Genomic DNA, 21,359 nt, shown 5'->3' with positions numbered 1-21,359 from the left:
TAAAGTGCATTGATTGTAACGCTATGAATTGGGGATAATACCCTAAGCGATAGGCGGTTGCAATGAAGGACTTTATTGCTCATGTCTTTTTTGCATTTTAACAGTGGTCATGAAGAGTACGCTCGAGGAGGGATGCTGCTCAAGCTTAAGGAGTCGCCGGAACGCTCCCTTAATGTGAACAATGATGGGTTTTAAAGAATGTGAAATATATAGAGAATTAATGAGGTCATAAATTGGCAAATAATGTCGCATTCCCGTATTATTAAGGGAGAAAAGTTAGCAGACATAAAACTGTGGAAAGCGAGATGAAATCAACATGGAGAAGAATTTTAGAATTACGGATGAGGATGGAATTCATGCCCGCCCAGCTACCGCTCTGGTCAATACAGCGAATAAGTTCAAAGGCTCCGAGGCCTTTGCTGAAGCGAATGGCAAGAAGGTAACTTTGAAGTCGATACTCGGTGTGTTGTCACTTGGTCTGGAGAAGGGGGATGCACTGAAATTAATCGTTGAAGGGGATCAAGCGGAGGAAGCGATTCAAGCGCTCGCGGAAGTGATGGTTAATGAAGGGCTAGGCGAAGTACATGCTTGAAATTAAAGGCATTGCTGCCTCTGCGGGAGTGGCGATTGCGTCTGCCTTCAGACTGGAGCATCCCGATTATACCATTCAACGAGAGAGTGTAAATGACCCCCAAGAGGAATTGAAGCGTCTTGATGCAGCCCTGGCTAAAGCACAGCAGGAGCTGAAAGCGATTAAGCAGCGTACTGAGGAGCAGCTTGGAGCCAAGAAGGCCGAGATCTTCGAGTCGCATTTACTGATTCTAAGCGACCCGGAGCTGCTGGATGCGGTTCGCGATCGCATTGCTTCCGAGAAGGTGACGGCCCAGTATGCGCTGGATGAAGCGTCGAAGCAATTCATCTCGATGTTCGAGAACATGAAGAGTGCTTATCTTAGAGAGCGCGCTGCCGATATGCGGGACGTGACCAAGCGGGTACTGATTCATCTGCTCGGCTTGAATTATGTGAACCCGGCGGATATTAGCGAGGAAGTTATCGTGATTGCAGAAGATTTGACGCCATCGGATACAGCGCAATTGAATCGTCAATATGTCAAAGGGTTCACGACGAATGTGGGGGGCAGAACCTCCCATTCGGCGATTATGGCCCGTTCTTTGGAGATTCCGGCGGTCGTCGGCACCAAAGAGGTAATGGCACAGATTCAGAACGGCGATACGGTGATTGTGGACGGTCTGGATGGCAAGGTGATTGTGAATCCGTCGGCGGAGGTGCTGGAGCAGTACAAGCAAAGACGTGATCAGTATCTTCGCCAGCTGGAGGAATGGAAGAAGCTCAAGGAAGTGCCGACGCAGTCCAAGGATGGGATTCATGTCGAGCTTGCCGCGAATATCGGCACTCCGAATGATGTAACCGGCGTGCTGGAGAATGGCGGAGAGGCCGTCGGCCTGTATCGGACGGAATTTCTGTACATGGGCCGCTCGGAGCTGCCATCGGAAGACGTCCAGTTCAATGCCTACAAGACAGTGCTTGAACGGATGGAAGGTAAGCCGGTTGTCGTCCGGACACTTGATATCGGCGGAGATAAGGAGCTGCCTTATCTGGATTTGCCGAAGGAGATGAATCCATTCCTCGGCTTCCGTGCCGTAAGATTATGCCTGGAACGCCAGGACATATTCCGCACGCAATTACGCGCCCTGCTCCGAGCGAGCATCTACGGTAATTTGAAAATTATGTTCCCGATGATTGCCACCCTCGATGAATTTCGTCAGGCCAAGGCCCTGCTCCTCGAAGAGAAGCAGAAGCTGGTCGCGGAAGGTGTGGAAATCTCGGAGTCGATCGAGCTTGGAATCATGGTTGAGATTCCGTCGACAGCGGTATTGGCGGATCAATTCGCTAGAGAGGTAGATTTCTTCAGTATCGGAACGAATGATCTGATCCAGTATACGATGGCTGCCGACCGGATGAATGAACGTGTAGCTTATCTCTACCAGCCTTATAATCCGGCGATCCTGCGCCTGGTGAAGATGGTGATCGATGCGGCGCATCGGGAAGGGCGCTGGGTGGGCATGTGCGGCGAGATGGCCGGGGATGCTACAGCGATCCCTCTGCTGCTGGGACTGGGTCTTGATGAGTTCAGTATGAGTGCGACATCGATTCTTCCAGCCCGTTCGCAGATTGCCCGTCTCTCCAAAGCGGAGATGGAGCAGCTGGCAGCTCAGGCGATTGGCATGCAGACGGCGGAACAAGTAGTTGAATTAGTTCGAGATATCGGTGAATAGAAGACGGACACGGATATATTTCAATTTATATGACGATGATTCATGGCGACCGGGAGGTCGCCTTTTTCATGTCAGATATGAATTTCCTTGACGAAAGAGGTTTTTGTAACTAGAATGGTTGCAGGATTGAAGCAATTTAATATATTCTTAAATAAGCTATTCAAATTTGATAGAAAGAAGGGAATAGAATGCCACCGAAAAAGCAAAAAAATGCCATGGCACGGCACGCATACGCAGCGGAGCAGGCCAAGAAGAAGCAGCGGAAACGGCAGATTATCTGGTTCTCCACCGTCGGTATTTTGTTGATCCTGATTATCGTGGTGCTATCGATTAGGCCAGAGGCTAAGGCAGCAACTTTTGATTATGAGAAGCTTCCTAGATTAGGACAGGCCGATGCTCCGATTAAGGTTGTAGAATTTGGCGATTTCAAATGTCCGGCTTGTAAAATCGGCAATGAGAAGATTAAGCCACCGTTAGTCAAGGACTATATCGAGTCGGGACAGGTTGCATTTTATTTCATAAATATGCCTTTCATTTCTCCAGATTCAACGACAGCCGCTTTAGCGGCCCAATCGGTATTCCACCAGAATAGCGATGATTACTGGACTTATTTTGATGCGCTGTATGATTATCAGCAGGCTGAGGAGATAGAATGGGCGACTCCGGATTATTTAGTGGATTTGGCCAAACAGGCTAATCTGTCCATTGATTTTGACTTGCTGCGGCAAGATATCGATAATAAAACTTATCTGAACGAAGTGAATGAGCATAAGAGTCAGGCGGAGAAAGTGAACGTCTCAGGTACACCGACTTATTTCATCAATGGAGTAGAATACATGGGTGGATATGATGATTACGCCGCATTTGAGCAGCAGCTTCAGAAGGCAATGGAGGAGTAGAATACTGTACTGAATCCGTAAATTAAGGGAGGAGCGAGAACCGTGCGTTCTTTGTTCAGAAATTATGGGATTTATTTTGCCTGGATCGTATCCATGGTTGCTACTGCTGGCAGTTTATATCTAAGTGAAGTGCTGCATTATGAGCCGTGCAGGCTCTGTTGGTTCCAGCGTATCTTTATGTACCCACAGGTGGTTCTGCTCGGAATTGCCGCTTATCGGAATGATCGAAATGTGATCCCTTACATCCTCCCGCTTAGTTTCATTGGCGGATCCATCTCGGTGTATCATTATGCTGAACAGAAGATTCCGGCCTTGGCTAAGGCGATTCCCTGTAAGGTGGGCGTTCCCTGTGATTTTGATTACCTGAACTGGTTCGGATTTCTAACGATTCCGCTGATGTGCCTGATCGCGTTTATTTTGATTATCACTTTCCTGTTCGCCGCTCGCGGCGGCGCTGTGCCAGTGCAACCAACGACAGAAATCGAAGAGACAGAGCAACTGTAAATTTTGCTTCTATTTAGCTTCATAGATGAATGATCTTTTGAGGGGGAGACGTTACTCTCCCTTTTTTGCTGCCCAAGTCGGAATTTCAATCATATTCAGCAAGAATTAAAAGGAAATTTATGGAGTATAACGGAGTCCTATAGTAAGATATAGATTGAACCTGATCTAGAAGTAGAAGGAGGATGAAATGGAGGATTTCAAGGATCGCCTCAATATGATTCGTGATCATCAGAAGATGCTTGCCCAGGACTATGAAATATTGCTACAAGAATATGAGTCCAGTGACCTGGTGCAGGAAAATGCGACGCTTAGGCGTGATTATGAGGAGTTTAAGCAGCAAGTAACAGCTATGGAGAGCAGGCTGCGGCAATTGGAGCAGGAGAATGGCGGGCTCCGCCAGGCATTAGCCGAGCAGATTCTGGATGAGAAGCTGCAGTTCATCAGAGTGTCTCAGGAGAAGATGAATACCTATTTTACCTCGGCTGCTCATCACCATTTGAATCGGCTTCAGTCACTTGAGTATACGAGCAGGCAGAGAATTCAGCAGTTGTATGAACAGGCTCAGCGGCATTTCCAGGCCGATAAGCAGATCATTACGGCTAAACTGGACGACGTCCAGAATGAAGTTCATCAAATGATCCAGCAGCATCGTCAGCGTGTATATGAGCAGGAGCGGTTAATTTATGAAGAGGCTACGGACGGTTACCGGACCTTAGAACTGGAAGGAATTGACGAACATACGATACAGCGCCGTGTCAAGCAGAATCAGCTTGAGATGAAGATCGGTCTGAACTGGATTAATAAGCTGGGAATTCTGCTGCTCATTATTGGGATGGGGGCGGCATTCAAATATACATATGCGAACTGGTTCAATGAATACACGAAGGGGGCGGTCTTCTTTGCCTTGGGGCTGTTGATGCTGGCCGGGGGAGAGTGGCTGTTCCGTAAAAATAAGCAGGTTTTTGCTCTCGGATTGCTAGGGGGCGGGATCTCGGTACTTTATGGCTCTGTGTTCTATAGTTACTTCCTGCTGGAGATTATCAATTTAGCGCTGGGGATGGCAGTATCGGTACTAATAACCGCCGTCGCCGCATTGTTATCATTGCGCTATCAATCGAAGACCATCTGTTCCTTCGGACTGGTGGGGGGCTATCTTCCTTTCTTCTCCTACCTGTTGGCCTATGGATTGGAAGGAAGTGCGGTATATGTGGCAATGGGGTATTTATTCCTGCTGAACGCGCTAATCCTGCTTATTTCCTTCCAAAAACGCTGGCCCATCGTGCATTATATCAGCTTCGGCTTGAATACTCTATCGATGTTAATTCTCGTAAGTTTGGCGGATTTAACAGTCGTCGCGATCATTTATGCGCTTATCACCTTTATGATGTATCTCGGCATAACGCTATGGGTGCCATTCCGTTATAAATCCAAGCTGAATTGGCTTGATTTCTCCTTGCTGGCCTTAAATACGCTCATTAGCTGCAATATACTGTACAGCTTGTTCGACAAGGCGGGCTGGGGGCAGCTCAGAGGCCTGCTCGCACTCATATTCTGTCTGGTTTACTACGGGCTGGGTCGGTTCAACCGCAAGTATCTGGAGAAGGAGATCGAGACGCGGTTACTGTTCTATGGTACCTCTCTTACCTTCTCCTTGTTGATTATCCCGTTCCAGTTCGGGGTCAGCTATATGTCTCTGGGTTGGCTGATCGAGGGTATCGTGTTCTCGGTGCTGGGGCATTTGCAGCGTTCGAAGCTGGTGGAGAGAATTGGCTGGGGCGTTGTGGCGCTGACGATGGGCGCATTTGTACTCGTCGATATAATGGCGGGGCTGTTCGTGGAATCCGAGCTTGATTTTGCCTGGAAATATAGTCTCATCTCGTTGGGGCTGCTGGGGTTGGTCTGCTTCTACGGCGTCCGTCTTCAGGCCGAGCAAGAGATGAAGCAATACAGACGATCCGAGCTGACGCTGCTAGCTATCCTGAAATATATCGCTGCGTTCAATATTTGGTTCTATCTACTATATGAAATGAATCGAATTTATGAGGCGATTATGCCTGTGAATGCGATTCTATACCACTTCTATCATTGGCTGCTCTTTGCGTCTGTGACGATCGGGCTAGCCTACGGATTGATGAAGGCCAGGATATTGTACGATACAGTAATCAAGTATTATAGCCGTAGTCTGCACGCTATTGGCTATGTGATGTGTCTCGGGGTCACGCTGGGCATACCGGCATTAAATGCGCATGGAGAATATAATTCGGCGGAGAATTATATGGCGCTCGTGATTCTGATCGTATTCAACGTGTTTATCTTCTTCAGCGGGCGTGATTTGCTGCTGCGTATTCTCGGCCGTCGGGCCTTAGGGCTGGAATGGATTCCGGTATGTCTCGGTGTCTATTTATTCGCCATCTCAACCGTCTTCCTCGCTATTCAGTTCAGGCTGGGAGATGTCAGCTGGCTATTCAGCCTGGTCTATCTCCTGCTCGCGATTGCTTATATCGCTTACGGGTTCCGCAACAGATATGTGTTCATCCGTCGGATGGGTCTGGGGTTAACCTTATTGTCTACCGGAAAAATGCTGCTCTACGACCTGTCCCTGATGACGACCGGCAGCAAAATAATCGCCTATTTCAGCTTCGGCCTGCTGCTATTGGGTATATCCTACCTCTATCAGAGGGTATCGAGCAGGCTGCTGCGCGCTGAGAAACCAGTAGAGCCTCAGTCACATGAGGAAAATGTGTAGATGCCTGTGGAGTTTCGTTAGAGCTCTGACGGATGATCGCAGGAATTTCGGTGTGTAAGTCCCCGTATAACATTTCATAGGATTATTGCGTAAGTATGACAAGGTAGCAATATGAAGGAGAATAGAAATATGGGGACAACGACAAAAGAAACCGGGGTACTGGGTGCCCGCTACAGGAAACTGACGATCGGAATTATTCTTGCTGTAACGACCGTAGCCTTTGAAGGGCTCGCGATCACTACAATAGCTCCAGGCCTGGCGCAAAAGCTAAATGGCCTTCATTTATTCGGCTGGATTTTTAGCGCTTTTCTTCTCGCCCAAATTGTCGGCACGATGGTCACCGGCCAGCGGATCGATAAGCATGGCGTATTCGCCTCCTTTATTACCGCGATTCTCTTCTTCGTGGCCGGGATTGTAATCGCGGCCACCTCCATCAATATGGTCATGCTGATCATCGGGCGACTATTTCAGGGGTTAGGTGCAGGGGCAATCATTACATGTGTGTACTACAGCATTACCCTGGGCTATCCCGATCAGCTAAGAACGAAGGTCCTGGCGATGTTCTCAAGTGCGTATATCCTGCCCGCCTTGCTCGGCCCTTATATCGCCGGGTTTGTCGCTGAGCGCTCATCCTGGAGATTTGTGTTTTGGCTGGTGCTGCCTTTTATCGGCTTGGCGGTCGTGCTGACGCTCCCGGCTTTTCGCAAATTCTCGTTGAAGGATAAGGAACGGAAAAAGAGAGCAGCCAGGGGAACCCGTGTCCGTAAGGAAGGCTGGGCAATATTGCTGGCCATTGGGACAGGGATGCTGCTCAGTGGCTTGGGCTATATCACCGATTTGAAAGGTATCCTGCTTGCCGTAGTAGGCGTGTGCATCATGATTCAGCCCTTGCGCAAGCTGTTGCCTAAGGGGACTTTCCGCGCGAGCAGAGGCTTGCCTGCAATCATTGCTTCAAGGGGCTTGTTCAACGCCTGTTATACGGCGACAGAGAGCTATGTCGTGCTGGCCTTAACGGAAGTGAAAAAGCTGCCTGCAGATCTGGCTGGATTAATTGTGGCCGCAGGCTCATTAAGCTGGTCGCTAGCGGCATGGCTGCAGTCCAAGCTGGATGCCAAGGATCAGGGCACGGGACGGAACAGACGGGTGACGATCGGCATTTGTCTCATGATGATAGGATTAATCGCAGTCATTCTGGCTATCGCTTTGCCTAAGGGCGGAATCATCTATTCACTTTTATCGCAAATGTTCATGGGCTTCGGGATCGGTCTGGCCCATCCAACCACGGGAGCGCTCGCTCTGCAGCATGCCAAGGGGGGAGAAGAAGGAGAAGTCTCCGCCAGTCTGCAATTCACGGATGCCTTCGGCCCAGGGATGAGCATCGGGATCGGCGGCGCGCTGATTGCCATCAGCCAGAGCTTGCAGTTGGGGCTGCTGACGGGAATTCTGCTGGCGTTATCCCTCCAATTGTTCCTTGTCATGATAAGTTTCCCTCTCTCATTCCGCATTCAGGCGGGCGACACTAGGCTCATGAAATGATGAAAAATAAAATTCATAAATGCAGTTTCAGGGGCGGTAACGCAAAAAATAAGAGGAAAGCTTGCGAAGTCGCGCTAGTTGCTGTGACAGGTGCCTAACTGTCCGCATATGATGCCTAAGTAGATTCATCTTTTGGCAAAGGGGAGGACGGCTCTGAAAAAGCGAACAAAAACCGCGAAACAAAGCAGGTCTAAAAACTCGCTATACTTCGTGGATAACCCGGATAAGAATGAACTGAAGCTGCTGAATTCCGTCAAGACCGAGAGCCCGCAGGAGGAGCAGGAGGTTAAGCTCCATCAGTCTCTTGCTATGGTCAAGGTTGAAGACGACAGGTTGGAAGAGAAGCGAGAACAAGGCTCCCACACCAGGGAGAAGTCTGAGCAGAGTAGCAGATCGAAGGAATCCAGAGAGCAAGATGCTAGGGAGAAAGCGGCTGAGCAGACGGCAAGGCATGATCAAATCGTAAGGGAAGCTCTGCAGGAGAAGAGGGCTTCTCAGCTTGAGAAAGGCATTATTTACACGGATGATCTATCCAATTCCTCGGTTACTGGCGATAAAATTGCTCCATTTGCGGTTGACTCGACCAAGATTAAGCATGGAGCAATCGGTACCGCCTGGATTGCGGATTATGCGGTGAGCAGCATCAAGATCGCCGAAGCGGCCGTAAATGCTTCCAAGATTGCGGCCAGCTCTATTACCGCCGATCATCTGGTGGATGGGGCTATCGAGGGACGCAAGATCCGCGAGCGCTCCATCAGTGGAAGCAAGCTGGAGGATGGCAGCATCACGGCTGATAAGCTCGGGGATGGCGTGATCGGCGGGGAGAAGCTTGCGGATGGCTCGATCGAGAGCCGTCATTTGCGGGAATGGATTGTGACGACGGATCTGATCCAGGATCAGGCGGTTACGGCCGATAAGCTGCGCAGCGGAACCATACACTCCTATCACATTGCGAATGGAGCGGTGGATGCGTCCAAACTGGGGGATGGCGCTGTAACCTCCATGAAGCTGCGGGATGGCGCAGTAACGGGAGCCAAGCTGCAGGATGGAGTGATTGAAAGCCGCCACTTGGCCGAGAATGCCATCACGGTTCATAATCTGCCTCCAGGACTGATTGAGAAGGAGCATTTGGCTCCTTCCAGCGTAGGATCTGAGCAGCTTGAGAAGGGAAGCGTGGCTGGGCATCATCTTGGCGAGCAGGTGGTCGAGGCGCAGCATATCGTCCCTGACGCGATCGAGAACGCTCATCTGCAAGCCGGAAGCGTCCGGGAGGAACAGATCGGCAGCGGTGAGATCAAGGGCAGTCATCTGGCTGATCGGATCATCACTTCTACCAAGCTGGCTGACCAGTCCGTCGGAACCTCGCAAATCGTTGAACAGGCGGTGACATCTTCAAAAATTGCCGATCAGAGCATACTGCCTCATAAGCTGGCGGAAGAATCTGTGCTCACTCGGCATTTGGCCAAGGGCGCTGTACAAGGGCCGCAGATCGCAGCCGGTACGATTAATGCATCCCATCTGCAGCAGGGCTCGGTGCATCGCGACCATATCTCTCAGGGCACGATTCAGGAATGGCATATCACTAGCGCAGCTGTTACGGGCGATAAGATCGACTTCGAGGCGATCTCAGGGGATCATATCGCAGAGGAATCCATTGCAGAGAGACATTTGCAGTCGGGAAGCGTCGAGACTAAGCATATAGCGGATGCCAGTATAACCGAGAATAAATTAGCGCGGGGCGTAGTGACCAGCAGAGTGATCGGTGACAATCAGGTGCTGTCCCGTCATATTGCGGATGAATCGATTCAGCAGCATCATTTGGCCGAGAACAGCGTCGGCAGTGGGCAGCTGCAGAAGGATTCAATCCGGGAGGACCATCTGAATAAGGGGGCCGTCTTCTCTTATCATTTACAGGATCACGCAGTAACTGCCTTGAAGCTGTCGCCGGAGAGTGTAAGCAGCGATAAAATCACAGATTTGTCGATCACAAGCAGCAAGCTGGCGGAAGGAAGCGTTGGCGCATCGAAAATTGCTCCGGCAGCCATCCAATCCCGGCACTTGGCGCAGGGAGCCGTGGCGGCGGAAGGCTTGGCGGAAGGCGCGGTCCAATCCCGACATCTAGCTCCTGAGACGATCGATTCCAGCCATCTGCAGGATCGGGTGCTGAGGGAATCGCACTTTACCGCGGAGTCTGTATCAGGGCAAGCGCTGCAGCATCAAGCGGTCACCTCTGACAAAATTGCCGCAGCAGCTATCCAATCCAAGCATTTGGCGGAAGGAAGCGTTACGGGAGTTCATATTGGAGGTGCTGTGCTCAACTCGCAGCATATCGCTTCCCAAGCGGTGAAGCTGGAGCATTTATCGGCAGAACTGCAGGAAGGCGGCTTGCTGCCAGGGGCGGGGATCAGTGGTATGGACATTCAGCCTTCGTCGATCCGCCGCGCTCATCTGCAGAAGGGTGCGGTAGACGGTGAGGTGCTGCAGCTTGGTTCCGTAGGGATAGGGCATTTGCAGGCCCATAGTGTGCAGAGCCAGCATATTGCGGCTTCCTCCGTGCAGAGCGAGCATTTGGCGGCCGAGAGTGTGCAGTCCCGACATTTGAGCAAGGGAATCATCGATAGTAGTCTGCTTGCGGAGCAATCGGTAACGGCAGAGCATATTCAGCCGGGGACGATTTCGAAGGTACAGCTGGATGAAGCGATTCTGCGTGAGGGCATCCTGCCCGAAGGCGGCATCGACGGGAAAAGCCTGCAAGTCGGGGCGATCAGCCGACAGCATCTGCAGAAAGGCGCGGTAGATGATGAAGCGCTGCAGAATGAATCGGTGGGCTCGCTGCATCTGAAGCTGAAATCGGTGCAAGGCTATCATCTGGCGGATGAAGCCGTGCAGGCTCAGCATTTAACTCCGAAGATGATCGGAGCCCAGCATTTGACCGAGGGAAGCGTGCATGATACCCACATCCAGGAAGCGGCGATCGGTTCACCGCATATTCGCCGTGGTTCTATCCATCATGCCCATCTATCCACGGAGCTTCAGCAAGAGGGGCTGCTCCCGCAGGAGGGGCTTAGCGGCAAGGATCTGCAGCCTGGCTCGATCGGGCGGGTGCATTTAGAGCAGAATGCCGTGGATGCGGATGTGCTGAAGAGCCATTCCGTCGGAGCCGTGCATCTGCAGGCTAACTCCATCTTCAGCCTGCATCTGACAGAGGAAGCCGTCCAGTCGAAGCATTTGGCAAGCGAAGTGGTCGAAGGCGGGCATTTGAAGGCAGGCAGCATTGATGCTAGGCATATCGGCGAAGCGGTAGTGGGGGCGAAGCATCTTGAACCCGAGTCCGTATCGCATAAGCATCTGTCCACGGAACTCCAGCAGGAGGGCTTACTGCCTCAGAAGGGCATTGAGGGCGAGGATATACAGCATAATTCGATTACCCGCAAGCATTTGCAGAAGCATGCGGTCGATTCGGAAGTGCTTAGGAATCAGTCGGTGAGCTCAGTCCATCTTCAGCCGAGTTCTATCTACAGCGCCCATCTGACCGATGCCGTGGTGCAGCCGCAGCATCTGGCAGAGAAGGTAATTAGCTCACGCCATTTAAACGAGAACTGCGTCGAGGGTGAGCATATCGGTGAAGGAGTCATAGCCTCAACGCATCTTCAACCGGGAGCAGTCGGACATGGGCATTTAAGCGAAGGGCTAAAAACGGAAGGTTTGCTGCCTGAAGGCGGAATCAGCGGGGCTAATATCCAGGCTGGAGCCATCTCCCGTGAGCATCTGCTTGATGACTCGGTAGACTCTGAAGCTCTTCGTCAGCAATCGGTAGGCTCCGAGCATATTCAGGAAGGCGCGGTATTCGGCTATCATCTGGTCGACGAATCCGTTCAGTCTCGGCATTTAGCTGACGGAGCGGTCATGTCGAATCATCTGTCGCAGCATGCCGTCGGTTCGGAGCATATCGAGGAAGGCGCGATATTCGGCTACCATCTAGTGGATGAATCCGTTCAGTCCCGCCATTTGGCTGACGGAACGGTCATGTCGAACCATCTGTCGCAGCATGCTGTCGGCTCTGAGCATATCGAGGAAGGCGCGATATTCGGCTATCACCTGGTCGACGAATCCGTCCAGTCTCGCCATTTGGCTGATGGAGCGGTCACGTCGAACCATCTGTCCCCACAATCGGTAGGAGCCGAGCATCTGAGCATTAATCCGATTCAGGCGGTCTCGGGTCAGCAAGCGGTGCAGCAATTCGGCATGTCGGCATTCCTGCTGCAGGGCTATGAGAAATCGACGGAGATCACGATCCTGTTCGACGAACCTTTCGATCATGCTCACTACGTACTCGTCGCTATGGCGAATCACCCCGCTTATTATGTGACTTTGAAGGATCGAGCCCCGGATATGGCCACCGTGGAAATATCCAGATTGAAGGATAGTCAGGTCAATTACGGTTTTATCACCTGGATCGCCATCGGAAATAAGGAATAGGTAGTATAAGTAGTGCGGCCGACAGCCAACCGGGATTTCTCCTGGGGCTGTCGGTTTTCTCATGTCGTGACCATACGGTGGAATCTATATAGAAATAGAGCTTCAAGCCCGGACCCATAGTATAATGGAGATATGATTACGAGGTGGGGGAGAAATTGAAATCATGACACTCATTAAAGAATTTGTAACGCAAGAGGAATTTATCGGCTTTTATCTACTGAAGGAAGTGGAAGTTAAATTAACGAATAGTACGCCTCCCAAGCATTATCTGGATATTGTGCTAAGTGACTCCAGCGGGGAAATTTCGGCGAAATTATGGGATGCTTCGGAATTGGATAGAGAGACCTTCGTCCCGATGGGACTCGTTAAGGTACGTGGTATGGTACAGACCTATCGGGAAAGGCTGCAGATGAAGATCATGCAGATGCGGCCGGTGAAGGAGGAGGATGGGATCAAGCTGACGGATTTTGTTCGCTCCGCGCCGATCCGGGCGGTGGATCTGATTCATACGATTCGTTCGACCATCGTCAGTATTACCGATTCTGAAATTCGCAGCATCGTATCTTATTGCGTGGATAAGGTCGAGGAGAAGCTGACGCATTATCCGGCGGCGAAGACGCATCATCATGCTTATTTTGGCGGACTCGCCTATCATATGGTACGGATGCTGGAGCTCGGGGAGTTTCTGTGTCAGCAGCGTTCTTTTTTAAATCCGGATTTGTTGAAGGCGGGAATTATTCTGCATGATATCGCGAAACCGGAGGAGATGGTAGCCCAGCTCGGCATTGTATCCGAGTACAGCACACCTGGGAAATTGCTCGGGCATATTTCGATGGCTTCCAATTGGATTACAGAGGCGGCGATCCGCCTTGAGATCGATCTCGATTCACCGAAGGTTATGGGGCTGCAGCATTTGGTGCTCTCTCATCATAATCTGGGCGAATGGGGTAGCCCGGTACAGCCTCAGACCGCTGAAGCGGTGGCACTGCATCATATCGATGCGCTTGACGCGAAGCTGCAAATGGTCGAGGATGCGCTGAACACGACGCCGGAGAATGAGGATTGGACCCCGATGATTCGCGGATTGGAGAACAAGGCAGTATATCGTTTGCGGGTATAGTTGTGGACAGCTCCGGGCGGCTACCAGACGGACGGCTGGATGGCTATAAATTTATTGCATTGGCTCTGCGAAGGGCATATTATAAATTAGTGATTTTAAATGCTCGAGATATTTCATGATTTATAGATAAGGGAGAATGATAATGAAATACCGTAGCGTGTTTGATGTAATCGGTCCGATCATGGTAGGCCCCTCCAGCTCCCATACCGCGGGAGCAGCCAAGATCGGCAGGCTGGCGCGCAGCATATTCGGCAAACAGCCGGACAAGGTAGTTCTATCGTTATACGGTTCTTTTGCCGGCACCTATAAAGGTCATGCTACAGACGTGGCTCTGATCGCTGGTTTACTGGGCTATGAGACGGATGATCCACGTCTGCCCCAATCTGCGCAATATGCCAAGGAAGCGGGAATGGAGGTTGTCCTCAGGACGGAAGAGGCGATTCCTGAGCATCCGAATACAGTTCGGATCTCGATGCAGGTCGGCGCTGAAGTGATGGAAGTAGTGGGGATTTCTGTCGGTGGCGGCAATGTGGAGCTGTGCGAGCTGAACGGTTTTCAGCTGGGGCTGTCCGGCGAATGTCCCGCTATCCTGATCATTAATCACGACCGGTATGGTATTATCGCCAGAGTAACCCAGATATTGAGCGAGCAGCATGTCAACATCGGTAACATGAAGGTGTCCCGTAAGGAGAAAGGCAAGATGGCTCTGATGGTCATCGAAACCGATGAAATGATAAGCGGCAGTATTATAGACAGAATCAGGCAGCTTGAGGGAGTTGACCGGGTCCTGTCGATGGAGGACTAGCTTGGGAATGACAAAATAAGGAGGGATACTTCGATGTTCTCCAATGTAGCAGAGCTGATAGCGTTAACGGAGGAACATTCCTGTTCGATCGCTGAAATTATGATCAGGCAGGAGATGGAGGTCAGCGGCAAGAGCCGGGAACAGATCCGCGAGCAGATGTCGCGTAATTTGGATGTCATGGAGAAGGCAGTCGAGCGAGGGCTTAACGGAGTGAAATCTCATTCCGGATTAACCGGGGGGGATGCCGTAAAAATGCGGCAATATCTCGCTGAAGGTAATGGCCTAAGCGGCTATCCGGTTCTGGACGCAGTTAGTAAGGCCGTTGCAACCAATGAAGTGAATGCGGCGATGGGACTCATTTGTGCTACGCCAACCGCCGGATCTTCAGGAGTTATCCCTGGGGTGCTGTTTGCTCTCGTCGATCGGCTTCGCCCGACCCGTGATGAAATGATTGATTTCCTGTTTACGTCAGGGGCATTCGGCATGGTCGTGGCTAATAACGCTTCGATCAGTGGTGCTGCGGGGGGCTGTCAGGCAGAGGTCGGGTCAGCGACTGGCATGGCGGCAGCGTCTATTGTGGCGCTGGCTGGTGGAACGCCGGAGCAATCCTCTACGGCGATGGCGATCGCGCTGAAGAATTTGCTCGGCCTGGTCTGTGATCCGGTGGCCGGGCTGGTCGAGGTTCCATGCGTGAAGCGTAATGCGATGGGAGCAGCGATCGCGATGGTGGCGGCGGATATGGCGCTGGCGGGTATAACTAGTGCGATTCCTTGCGATGAAGTCATCGAAGCGATGTACCGCATCGGTCAGGCGATGCCGATTGCTCTGCGCGAGACGGCCCAGGGCGGTCTGGCTGATACGCCTACAGGACGTCGATTGAAGAAGGAAATACTGGACAGTGAGGGATCTGCGGCGAACTTGGAAAATGACTAGCATGAACTGCTATAATACAAAGGGATGTCATTTTGCTGATTTATAGTAAATACAGGCTATCCTGAGGTTGCTGTTGCTCAGCCTCAAGAGGATAGCCTTTGTCATGTAATGGTTCTGTAACCTCTTCATCTCGTCATTCTTTATGATAAAGATATAGTCAGGTTGATGAATCTAGAATTGAATGGTGATGACATGAAAATAAGTCGAGTAGTTACTTTAGTGATAATGACCGGTGCGATGTTGCTTCTGGGGGGCTGCAGTCTTAGTAGCACGCCTTTTCAGCTGTTACAGGCTCCCGCCCAATCCCAACAGCAGTCCAATATCCGTCAGGAGGTGCTGCAGCATCTGCCGCCTCATTCCAAGCTAGTGATTCCAGATAACGGACCTTACGGAGCAACGGCGATATTCATTAAGGATATGATGGGGGATGGCCAGCGGCAGGTGATCGCTTTTTATGCGAATGAAGCCGATGAATTTGAACATGGTTATATTGTTCTTGGGGAGAACAATGGGGAATGGGAAGAGTTGGATCAGGTGAATGTACCTAGCCGTGGCGTCGATTTCTTCCAGTTGGCTGATTTGAACGGAGATGGTCGAAATGAGATCATTACCGGCTGGAAAGGCGGCATCCGTGGTCGTAATGAGCTCCAGATTCATTCGCTGAATGAACAGAAGAAGCTGGAATTGGATGGCGATATGCTGTACACGAAAATGCTTGTAACTGATCTGGATGGGGATAACTGGCCGGAGCTATTTAATTTGTCCTGGGATTCCGAGAAGATGGTGGCAGAAGCGGCGTTGTATGAATATCGCGATGGACAATTGAGCAAACAGACGGCGCTTGATCTCGATGGGGCAATCAATGGATATGCACAAGTGGTTACCGGGCGAGTCAGTGAACAGCGGCAAGGTATCGTCATTGTAGCGGATATCGGAGCCCACTCCTCTTATACATCGATGTTGATCAAGGAGCAGGGGCAGCTTAAGGATGTGCTGAATGCTGATCCGTTGGATCCGGAATTTTATAATGCCCAGACGACCTTGAGCGAGGATGTGAATGGTGACGGAATTCTGGAGATCGATCGGATGAAGGAACCACCGGGAACCGAAGACCTTCCATATGCCGAGATGCCATTTATTCATGAATGGCTGCAATGGAGTGAAGGAGGCAAGCTGCAGCCGGTGATGAATAGCTTCTATAATTTTGAGAGTAGCTATCGCTTTGATCTGCCTGAACGCTGGACTAGCCAGGTAACACTCCGTTATAGCGGCGATAATAAGGAGAGCATAACATTTAAGCCACTGCTGAACCATGGGGTGACACTGCTTGAAATTAAAGTGGTATCGATGGCTGACAAGACCCGGGAAACGGAAAAATGGAAGCAGGATGGACTCCAGTTTGTCTCATTGCGGGAAGGCAAGGATAAGTGGATTGTCGGCATATTCCCGGAAAGCTTGGAGCAGTACGCGGCAGCGGTGAAATCACTGGCCATTTCAGAGAAGGAGCTGGCCCGTGGTTTTAAAGATATGAAATTTTGAGGCTATGCTGGAGGTTATGATAGATGAAAGTAATGATCGTGGAGGACGAGCGTCCGATTCGCAATTTCGTGCGTATCAACTTGAAACGGCAGGGCATCGTCGTCGTGGAAGCGGAATCCGGAGAGGATGCGATGGAAGCCGTTGAGAAGGAAAAGGATATTGACATAGCATTGCTCGACATTCAACTGCCCGCTATTAGCGGGCTTGATGTGTGTAGAATGATAAGACGTTCTTTTCCGAAAATGGGGATCATTATGCTGACGGCGTTGACGCAGGAGGAGGATTTGGTGGCAGCCCTGGAGATGGGGGCCGATGATTATATATGTAAACCGTTTAGCCCAACCGAGCTGCTCGCCCGGATTAATGCGCTCTATCGGAGATTGCATCCGGTAGCCTATGAGATGGGCGGCCAGCTTCAGTCGGGTATTTTTGTGCTGTCGTCCAAGGAACGCAAGCTGTGGAAGAACGGAGCAGAGGTGGAGCTGACGCCGACAGAATACGCATTGATGAAATTATTCCTGGAGAATCCGGATGCGAGTCTCAGCAGGGATGACATATTGAATGCGGTATGGGGACAGGATTATACGGGGGAAGTGAAGACCGTGGATGTCCATATGCGGCGACTGCGCAATAAGGTGGAGGATGATCCTTCCAGACCTCGCTGGATTCATACGGTATGGGGACATGGATATAAATGGAGCTCAGGGCATGAAGAGCATTAAGAGTAAGCTGTTACTAAGCCATTTTTTCATTATTTTGCTGGTGACATCGCTGTTCTCGACGCTCTTCTTGTACGGTGCGCATCGTTATTATTATCAGGGGGCGAAGGAGGCGTTCGCCGAGCGGGTGGATGTGCTATCAGCCTATTACAATAAATTTATCAACAATGAGACGCTGCGGGAGAAGGCGACAGAGATATTCCAGCAGCTCCCATCGGCTGATTATATGAGCATTCAGGTGCTGGATCTATCAGGCAAGGTGCTGATGGACGCTTACGGTTTCGAGCAGAAGGGGAGCTTGTCTACACCGGATATAGCCAGGGCTATTCAGGAAGGCGAAGGGGAATGGATCGGCCAATCTGGTCAGGATGGGGAGCATGTCATGGCGCATAGCTATGCGCTATATCGAGGGGAGAGCGCGGTGGGCGTCGTCCGCTTCGCTACTTCCCTGGCAGCGATCGACAGGCTCTATTGGGAGATTGTCATTGCTACGCTTACGGTCAGTCTCGGTATTATTGTCGCGTCCTTCATGGTCAGCTTATTCATGTCCAGTCGAATGGTCGGGCCGTTGTTAGAGCTCCGTCGCGTGGCCAATGCGTATATAAAAGGGGATTTCCACGTCCGTTCTGAGAATCGGCAGCGGGATGAGATCGCTGTACTCGGGCAGACGATGAATGTCATGGCCGAGGAAATCCAGAAGACCGACAAGCTGAAGCATGAATTTATCTCGACGGTGTCCCATGAATTGAGGACACCGCTTACGTCTATCCAGGGCTGGTCAGAGACGCTGCTTACCGGTGATTTGCAGGATAAGGAAGAACTGCTGGATGGGCTGCAGACGATTCGTGATGAAGCGCGGCGATTGAACGGTATGGTGAATGATCTGCTCGACTTCTCCAAGCTGCAGGCCAAGCATCTGGAGATGCACCCGACGCGCTGGAATGTGGCGGAACTGCTTAGCGAACTAAAAATACAGTTCTCAGCCCATCTGGAGCAAACAGGTGTGAAAATGCAGACAGAGTACGACGATCATGTCGGCACGATTACGGCGGACCGCAACCGGGTGAAGCAGGTGCTTATTAATCTTATCGATAATGCGATTAAATTCTCGCATAAGGAAGGCCTAGTGCTGCTTCGGGCACAGCGACTGGAGCGGGAGCTTGTAATTGAGGTGATCGATGAAGGTGAGGGGATCGCGCCTGCCGATTTGGAGAAGATGATGACCAAGTTTTTCAAGGGGAAGAGCAAGCAATCCGGAAGTGGAATCGGGCTTGCCCTGGCGAAGGAGATCGTCGAGCTGCATGGGGGGAGCATGAGTATGGCAAGTGAATTACATAAGGGTACGATGGTTACAATCCGGTTACCACTCGATTCACAAATCTGAAGCAGGCTGTTGTTGATTTGTAACTAACTACTCTGCCGCCCCTGTTACTATAGATTCACAGGAAGATTAGCCCAATTGAAAGAGGATCTTCAAATAAATTCAGGCTGACTTCATCAGTATTCTATTATCGAAAGGGCGATAGACATGAAAACATGGATGACTAAAAAAACAATTATAGCTTTGGGAGTGGCTGGCGGCTTGCTGATCTCCGGTGCGGGGGTTACACAATTGGCCCATCCGGTACAGGCAGCTCAAGGTCAGGTTGCTTCCCCAACGAAGAACGCCGTTGAAGCAGCATTGACTAATAATCAGGAACAGAAGGTTACAGTGAAGACGAAGACGCTCTCTTCGGATAGCCCCTATCTGAAGGCACAAGTTAAGATTCCGGTTGTAGAAGGCTTGAAGGATAAGCAATATGGCTTGGAAATGAATGATATTATCGAGCGCAATGCGGATAAAGCCATTCAAGAGTGGGAGAAGCTGGCCGCTGAGGGAGCCAAGGATGCGAAAGAGAATAATTATGAATTCCGTCCCTATGAATTGTACATTAACTATGAAGTGAAATCGGACGGCTCTGATTCTGCAAATCCGCAGCAACTGCTCTCGTTCGTAGTTACCCAAGAGGGCTTCAGCGGAGGAACCTCGATGCCGATCCAATATTTCTACAATGTATGGAATAAGGCTGAGGCTGAGCGGGTGACACTCAAAGGATTGTTCGGTGCCGATTATAAAGCAACACTGGACAAGCAAATTAGCGAGCAAATCGCTAAGCAGCCGGAAGATTATTTCGCCGATCAGTTCAAGGGAATTGAATCCAATCAAGAGGAAGACTTCTATGTGAAGGACGGTAAAGCGGTAGTCGTATTCCCTAAATACGAGATTGCGCCGGGCGCAGCGGGAACACCGGAATTCAGCATTGCCCTGCCGGATACGTCAGCTAATGGCGAAGCGAATGAAGCCGCACCAGCAAGCATTGTAATTAACAAGAGCGACTACTATACGAAGGACAATGGCCAGGTTATGATTCCGCTGCGTTCCACGATCGAAGGTCTCGGCTTCAAATTGACCTGGAATGCGAAGGACAAAAAAGCAGAGCTGACCAAAGGCGCGGTATTTACAGCGGTTGAGCTTGGCAAGGATCAATACTTCTTCGCAAAGGTAGCACCTTTCTCCCTCGGAGCCGCTCCAGAGCTGCATAACAAGAATATGTATGTGCCTGCCGATTTCGTTAGCAAAGTCCTTCAAGGCAGTATCGAGAAGACTGAGAACGGAGCGCTCAAGGCAACTCTTAAATAAGCTATAAACAGTAAGTAACCAATAAACATATTCAGGTAGAGAAGAGACAAAAGGTTAGAATTAAAAAGTCAAAGGACGATCCCAAGCAGATACATACAAATGGGGGTCGTCCTTTTTACGTAGTGATAGCCAGGGAAATAGCACTTTAAGGCGCCGCAAAAAAATATAATCAAAAACTTGAAATTTGTCCCTAATTTGAGTATCATAATATTGGTTATTAGCACTTGGATATGTCGAGTGCTAATACATAGAAGAATATGTCTATGATTTCATTACAACATATTTAAAGGAGGCTGTTTTTCATGATTAGACCATTGGGTGAGCGCGTTTTGGTGGAACCAATCGAACAAGAAGAAACGACGGCTTTTGGCATCGTGCTTCCAGATACAGCGAAGGAAAAGCCGCAAGAAGGCAAGATTGTAGCCGTAGGAAGCGGCGCATTGAAGGATGGCGTTCGCATTCCGTTGGAAGTGAAAGAAGGAGACCGCGTATTGTTCTCTAAATATGCTGGCACAGAAGTGAAGTATGAAGGTAAAGAATATTTGATTATGAAAGAAAGCGATATTCACGCGATTATCGGTTAATTTACGTTTTTTTCGGCCATTTCGGTCAATTTGGTCAAGTTCTAATATACTTAAGGAGGAATCGTAACGATGGCAAAGGTTATTAAATTTAGTGAAGATGCACGACGCGCTATGCTTCGTGGTGTAGATACTTTGGCAGATGCGGTAAAAGTTACATTGGGACCAAAAGGTCGCAATGTGGTATTGGAGAAGAAATTCGGCAGCCCGCTGATCACGAATGACGGAGTTACCATCGCTAAGGAAATCGAATTGGAAGATGCCTTCGAGAACATGGGCGCACAGCTCGTGAAGGAAGTGGCGACGAAGACCAATGATGTAGCTGGTGACGGAACGACGACAGCAACGGTTCTGGCGCAAGCCTTGATCCGCGAAGGTCTGAAGAACGTAACTGCAGGCGCTAGCCCAGTTGGACTGCGCAGAGGGATCGACAAAGCGGTGAAGGTAGCCGTTGAAGAATTGCAGAAGATCTCCAAGTCGATCGAAGGCAAACAATCGATCTCTCAAGTAGCTGCGATCTC

General features: G+C 50.4%; 16 protein-coding genes. All 16 read left to right on the top strand.

The window, feature by feature from the left end; translation table 11 throughout:
* The first annotated feature begins 316 nt into the window (after positions 1-316).
* A complete protein-coding gene (locus BFJ94_RS12890; RefSeq protein ID WP_120463032.1) occupies positions 317-592 on the top strand; it encodes an HPr family phosphocarrier protein in 276 nt (91 codons plus the stop codon).
* Positions 585-2,297, top strand: a complete 1,713-nt coding sequence (gene ptsP / locus BFJ94_RS12885; protein ID WP_120463031.1) for a phosphoenolpyruvate--protein phosphotransferase — start codon at positions 585-587, stop codon at positions 2,295-2,297. Before BFJ94_RS12890 ends, ptsP begins: the two co-directional genes overlap by 8 nt.
* 188 nt (positions 2,298-2,485) lie before the next feature.
* Positions 2,486-3,196 carry a DsbA family protein gene (locus BFJ94_RS12880; protein ID WP_120463030.1) on the top strand — a complete coding sequence of 237 codons (711 nt, stop codon included), beginning with the start codon at positions 2,486-2,488 and terminating at the stop codon, positions 3,194-3,196.
* 42 nt (positions 3,197-3,238) lie between these two features.
* Positions 3,239-3,700 (top strand): disulfide oxidoreductase, encoded by a 462-nt coding sequence (locus BFJ94_RS12875; RefSeq protein WP_120463029.1) that lies wholly within the window; start codon positions 3,239-3,241, stop codon positions 3,698-3,700.
* 187 nt (positions 3,701-3,887) lie between these two features.
* Complete coding sequence (locus tag BFJ94_RS12870) at positions 3,888-6,446, top strand: DUF2339 domain-containing protein (RefSeq protein ID WP_120463028.1); 2,559 nt, start codon at positions 3,888-3,890, stop codon at positions 6,444-6,446.
* A gap of 129 nt (positions 6,447-6,575) precedes the next feature.
* The gene (locus tag BFJ94_RS12865) at positions 6,576-7,982 is read left to right on the top strand and encodes an MFS transporter (RefSeq protein WP_120463027.1); all 1,407 of its coding nucleotides are present in this window, start codon (positions 6,576-6,578) and stop codon (positions 7,980-7,982) included.
* Between the two features lie 210 nt (positions 7,983-8,192).
* Positions 8,193-12,461, top strand: coding sequence for a WIAG-tail domain (locus tag BFJ94_RS12860; protein ID WP_120463026.1), 4,269 nt, complete (start codon positions 8,193-8,195; stop codon positions 12,459-12,461).
* Between the two features lie 163 nt (positions 12,462-12,624).
* On the top strand, positions 12,625-13,581 hold the full coding sequence (locus tag BFJ94_RS12855) for a 3'-5' exoribonuclease YhaM family protein (RefSeq protein ID WP_120463025.1): 957 nt from the start codon (positions 12,625-12,627) through the stop codon (positions 13,579-13,581).
* A 142-nt stretch (positions 13,582-13,723) separates the two neighbouring features.
* A complete protein-coding gene (gene sdaAB, locus BFJ94_RS12850) occupies positions 13,724-14,386 on the top strand; it encodes an L-serine ammonia-lyase, iron-sulfur-dependent subunit beta (protein ID WP_120463024.1) in 663 nt (220 codons plus the stop codon).
* 33 nt (positions 14,387-14,419) lie between these two features.
* Positions 14,420-15,319: an L-serine ammonia-lyase, iron-sulfur-dependent, subunit alpha gene (gene sdaAA, locus BFJ94_RS12845; protein ID WP_120463023.1), complete on the top strand. Its 900-nt coding sequence runs from the start codon at positions 14,420-14,422 to the stop codon at positions 15,317-15,319.
* A 192-nt stretch (positions 15,320-15,511) separates the two neighbouring features.
* The gene (locus BFJ94_RS12840) at positions 15,512-16,858 is read left to right on the top strand and encodes an FG-GAP repeat domain-containing protein (RefSeq protein ID WP_162944268.1); all 1,347 of its coding nucleotides are present in this window, start codon (positions 15,512-15,514) and stop codon (positions 16,856-16,858) included.
* A gap of 23 nt (positions 16,859-16,881) precedes the next feature.
* Complete coding sequence (locus BFJ94_RS12835) at positions 16,882-17,580, top strand: response regulator transcription factor (RefSeq protein WP_120463021.1); 699 nt, start codon at positions 16,882-16,884, stop codon at positions 17,578-17,580.
* The gene (locus BFJ94_RS12830) at positions 17,567-18,961 is read left to right on the top strand and encodes a sensor histidine kinase (protein ID WP_162944267.1); all 1,395 of its coding nucleotides are present in this window, start codon (positions 17,567-17,569) and stop codon (positions 18,959-18,961) included. The genes BFJ94_RS12835 and BFJ94_RS12830 overlap by 14 nt, the downstream gene beginning before the upstream one ends.
* A gap of 144 nt (positions 18,962-19,105) precedes the next feature.
* On the top strand, positions 19,106-20,257 hold the full coding sequence (locus BFJ94_RS12825) for a stalk domain-containing protein (protein ID WP_120463019.1): 1,152 nt from the start codon (positions 19,106-19,108) through the stop codon (positions 20,255-20,257).
* A gap of 302 nt (positions 20,258-20,559) precedes the next feature.
* Positions 20,560-20,841: a co-chaperone GroES gene (gene groES, locus BFJ94_RS12820; RefSeq protein ID WP_120463018.1), complete on the top strand. Its 282-nt coding sequence runs from the start codon at positions 20,560-20,562 to the stop codon at positions 20,839-20,841.
* Positions 20,842-20,910: 69 nt separating this feature from the next.
* On the top strand, positions 20,911-21,359 hold a 449-nt coding region (locus BFJ94_RS12815; RefSeq protein WP_276145669.1), incomplete at its 3' end, for a TCP-1/cpn60 chaperonin family protein.

Origin of the sequence: Paenibacillus aceti (genome assembly GCF_003614185.1) — a bacterium.
In the GTDB taxonomy this organism is placed as follows: Bacteria; Bacillota; Bacilli; order Paenibacillales; family Paenibacillaceae; genus Fontibacillus; species Fontibacillus aceti.
Note: the sequence above shows the minus strand (reverse complement) of the source record. Positions and strands in the feature narration are given on the sequence as shown.

Bases quoted from the DNA above. Each gene is read 5' to 3' on its own strand.
- BFJ94_RS12890 (WP_120463032.1), top strand. From the start codon at position 317: ATGGAGAAGAATTTTAGAATTACGGATGAGGATGGAATTCATGCCCGC.
- ptsP (WP_120463031.1), top strand. From the start codon at position 585: ATGCTTGAAATTAAAGGCATTGCTGCCTCTGCGGGAGTGGCGATTGCG.
- BFJ94_RS12880 (WP_120463030.1), top strand. From the start codon at position 2,486: ATGCCACCGAAAAAGCAAAAAAATGCCATGGCACGGCACGCATACGCA.
- BFJ94_RS12870 (WP_120463028.1), top strand. From the start codon at position 3,888: ATGGAGGATTTCAAGGATCGCCTCAATATGATTCGTGATCATCAGAAG.
- BFJ94_RS12865 (WP_120463027.1), top strand. From the start codon at position 6,576: ATGGGGACAACGACAAAAGAAACCGGGGTACTGGGTGCCCGCTACAGG.
- BFJ94_RS12855 (WP_120463025.1), top strand. From the start codon at position 12,625: ATGACACTCATTAAAGAATTTGTAACGCAAGAGGAATTTATCGGCTTT.
- sdaAB (WP_120463024.1), top strand. From the start codon at position 13,724: ATGAAATACCGTAGCGTGTTTGATGTAATCGGTCCGATCATGGTAGGC.
- sdaAA (WP_120463023.1), top strand. From the start codon at position 14,420: ATGTTCTCCAATGTAGCAGAGCTGATAGCGTTAACGGAGGAACATTCC.
- BFJ94_RS12840 (WP_162944268.1), top strand. From the start codon at position 15,512: ATGAAAATAAGTCGAGTAGTTACTTTAGTGATAATGACCGGTGCGATG.
- BFJ94_RS12835 (WP_120463021.1), top strand. From the start codon at position 16,882: ATGAAAGTAATGATCGTGGAGGACGAGCGTCCGATTCGCAATTTCGTG.
- BFJ94_RS12830 (WP_162944267.1), top strand. From the start codon at position 17,567: ATGAAGAGCATTAAGAGTAAGCTGTTACTAAGCCATTTTTTCATTATT.
- BFJ94_RS12825 (WP_120463019.1), top strand. From the start codon at position 19,106: ATGAAAACATGGATGACTAAAAAAACAATTATAGCTTTGGGAGTGGCT.
- groES (WP_120463018.1), top strand. From the start codon at position 20,560: ATGATTAGACCATTGGGTGAGCGCGTTTTGGTGGAACCAATCGAACAA.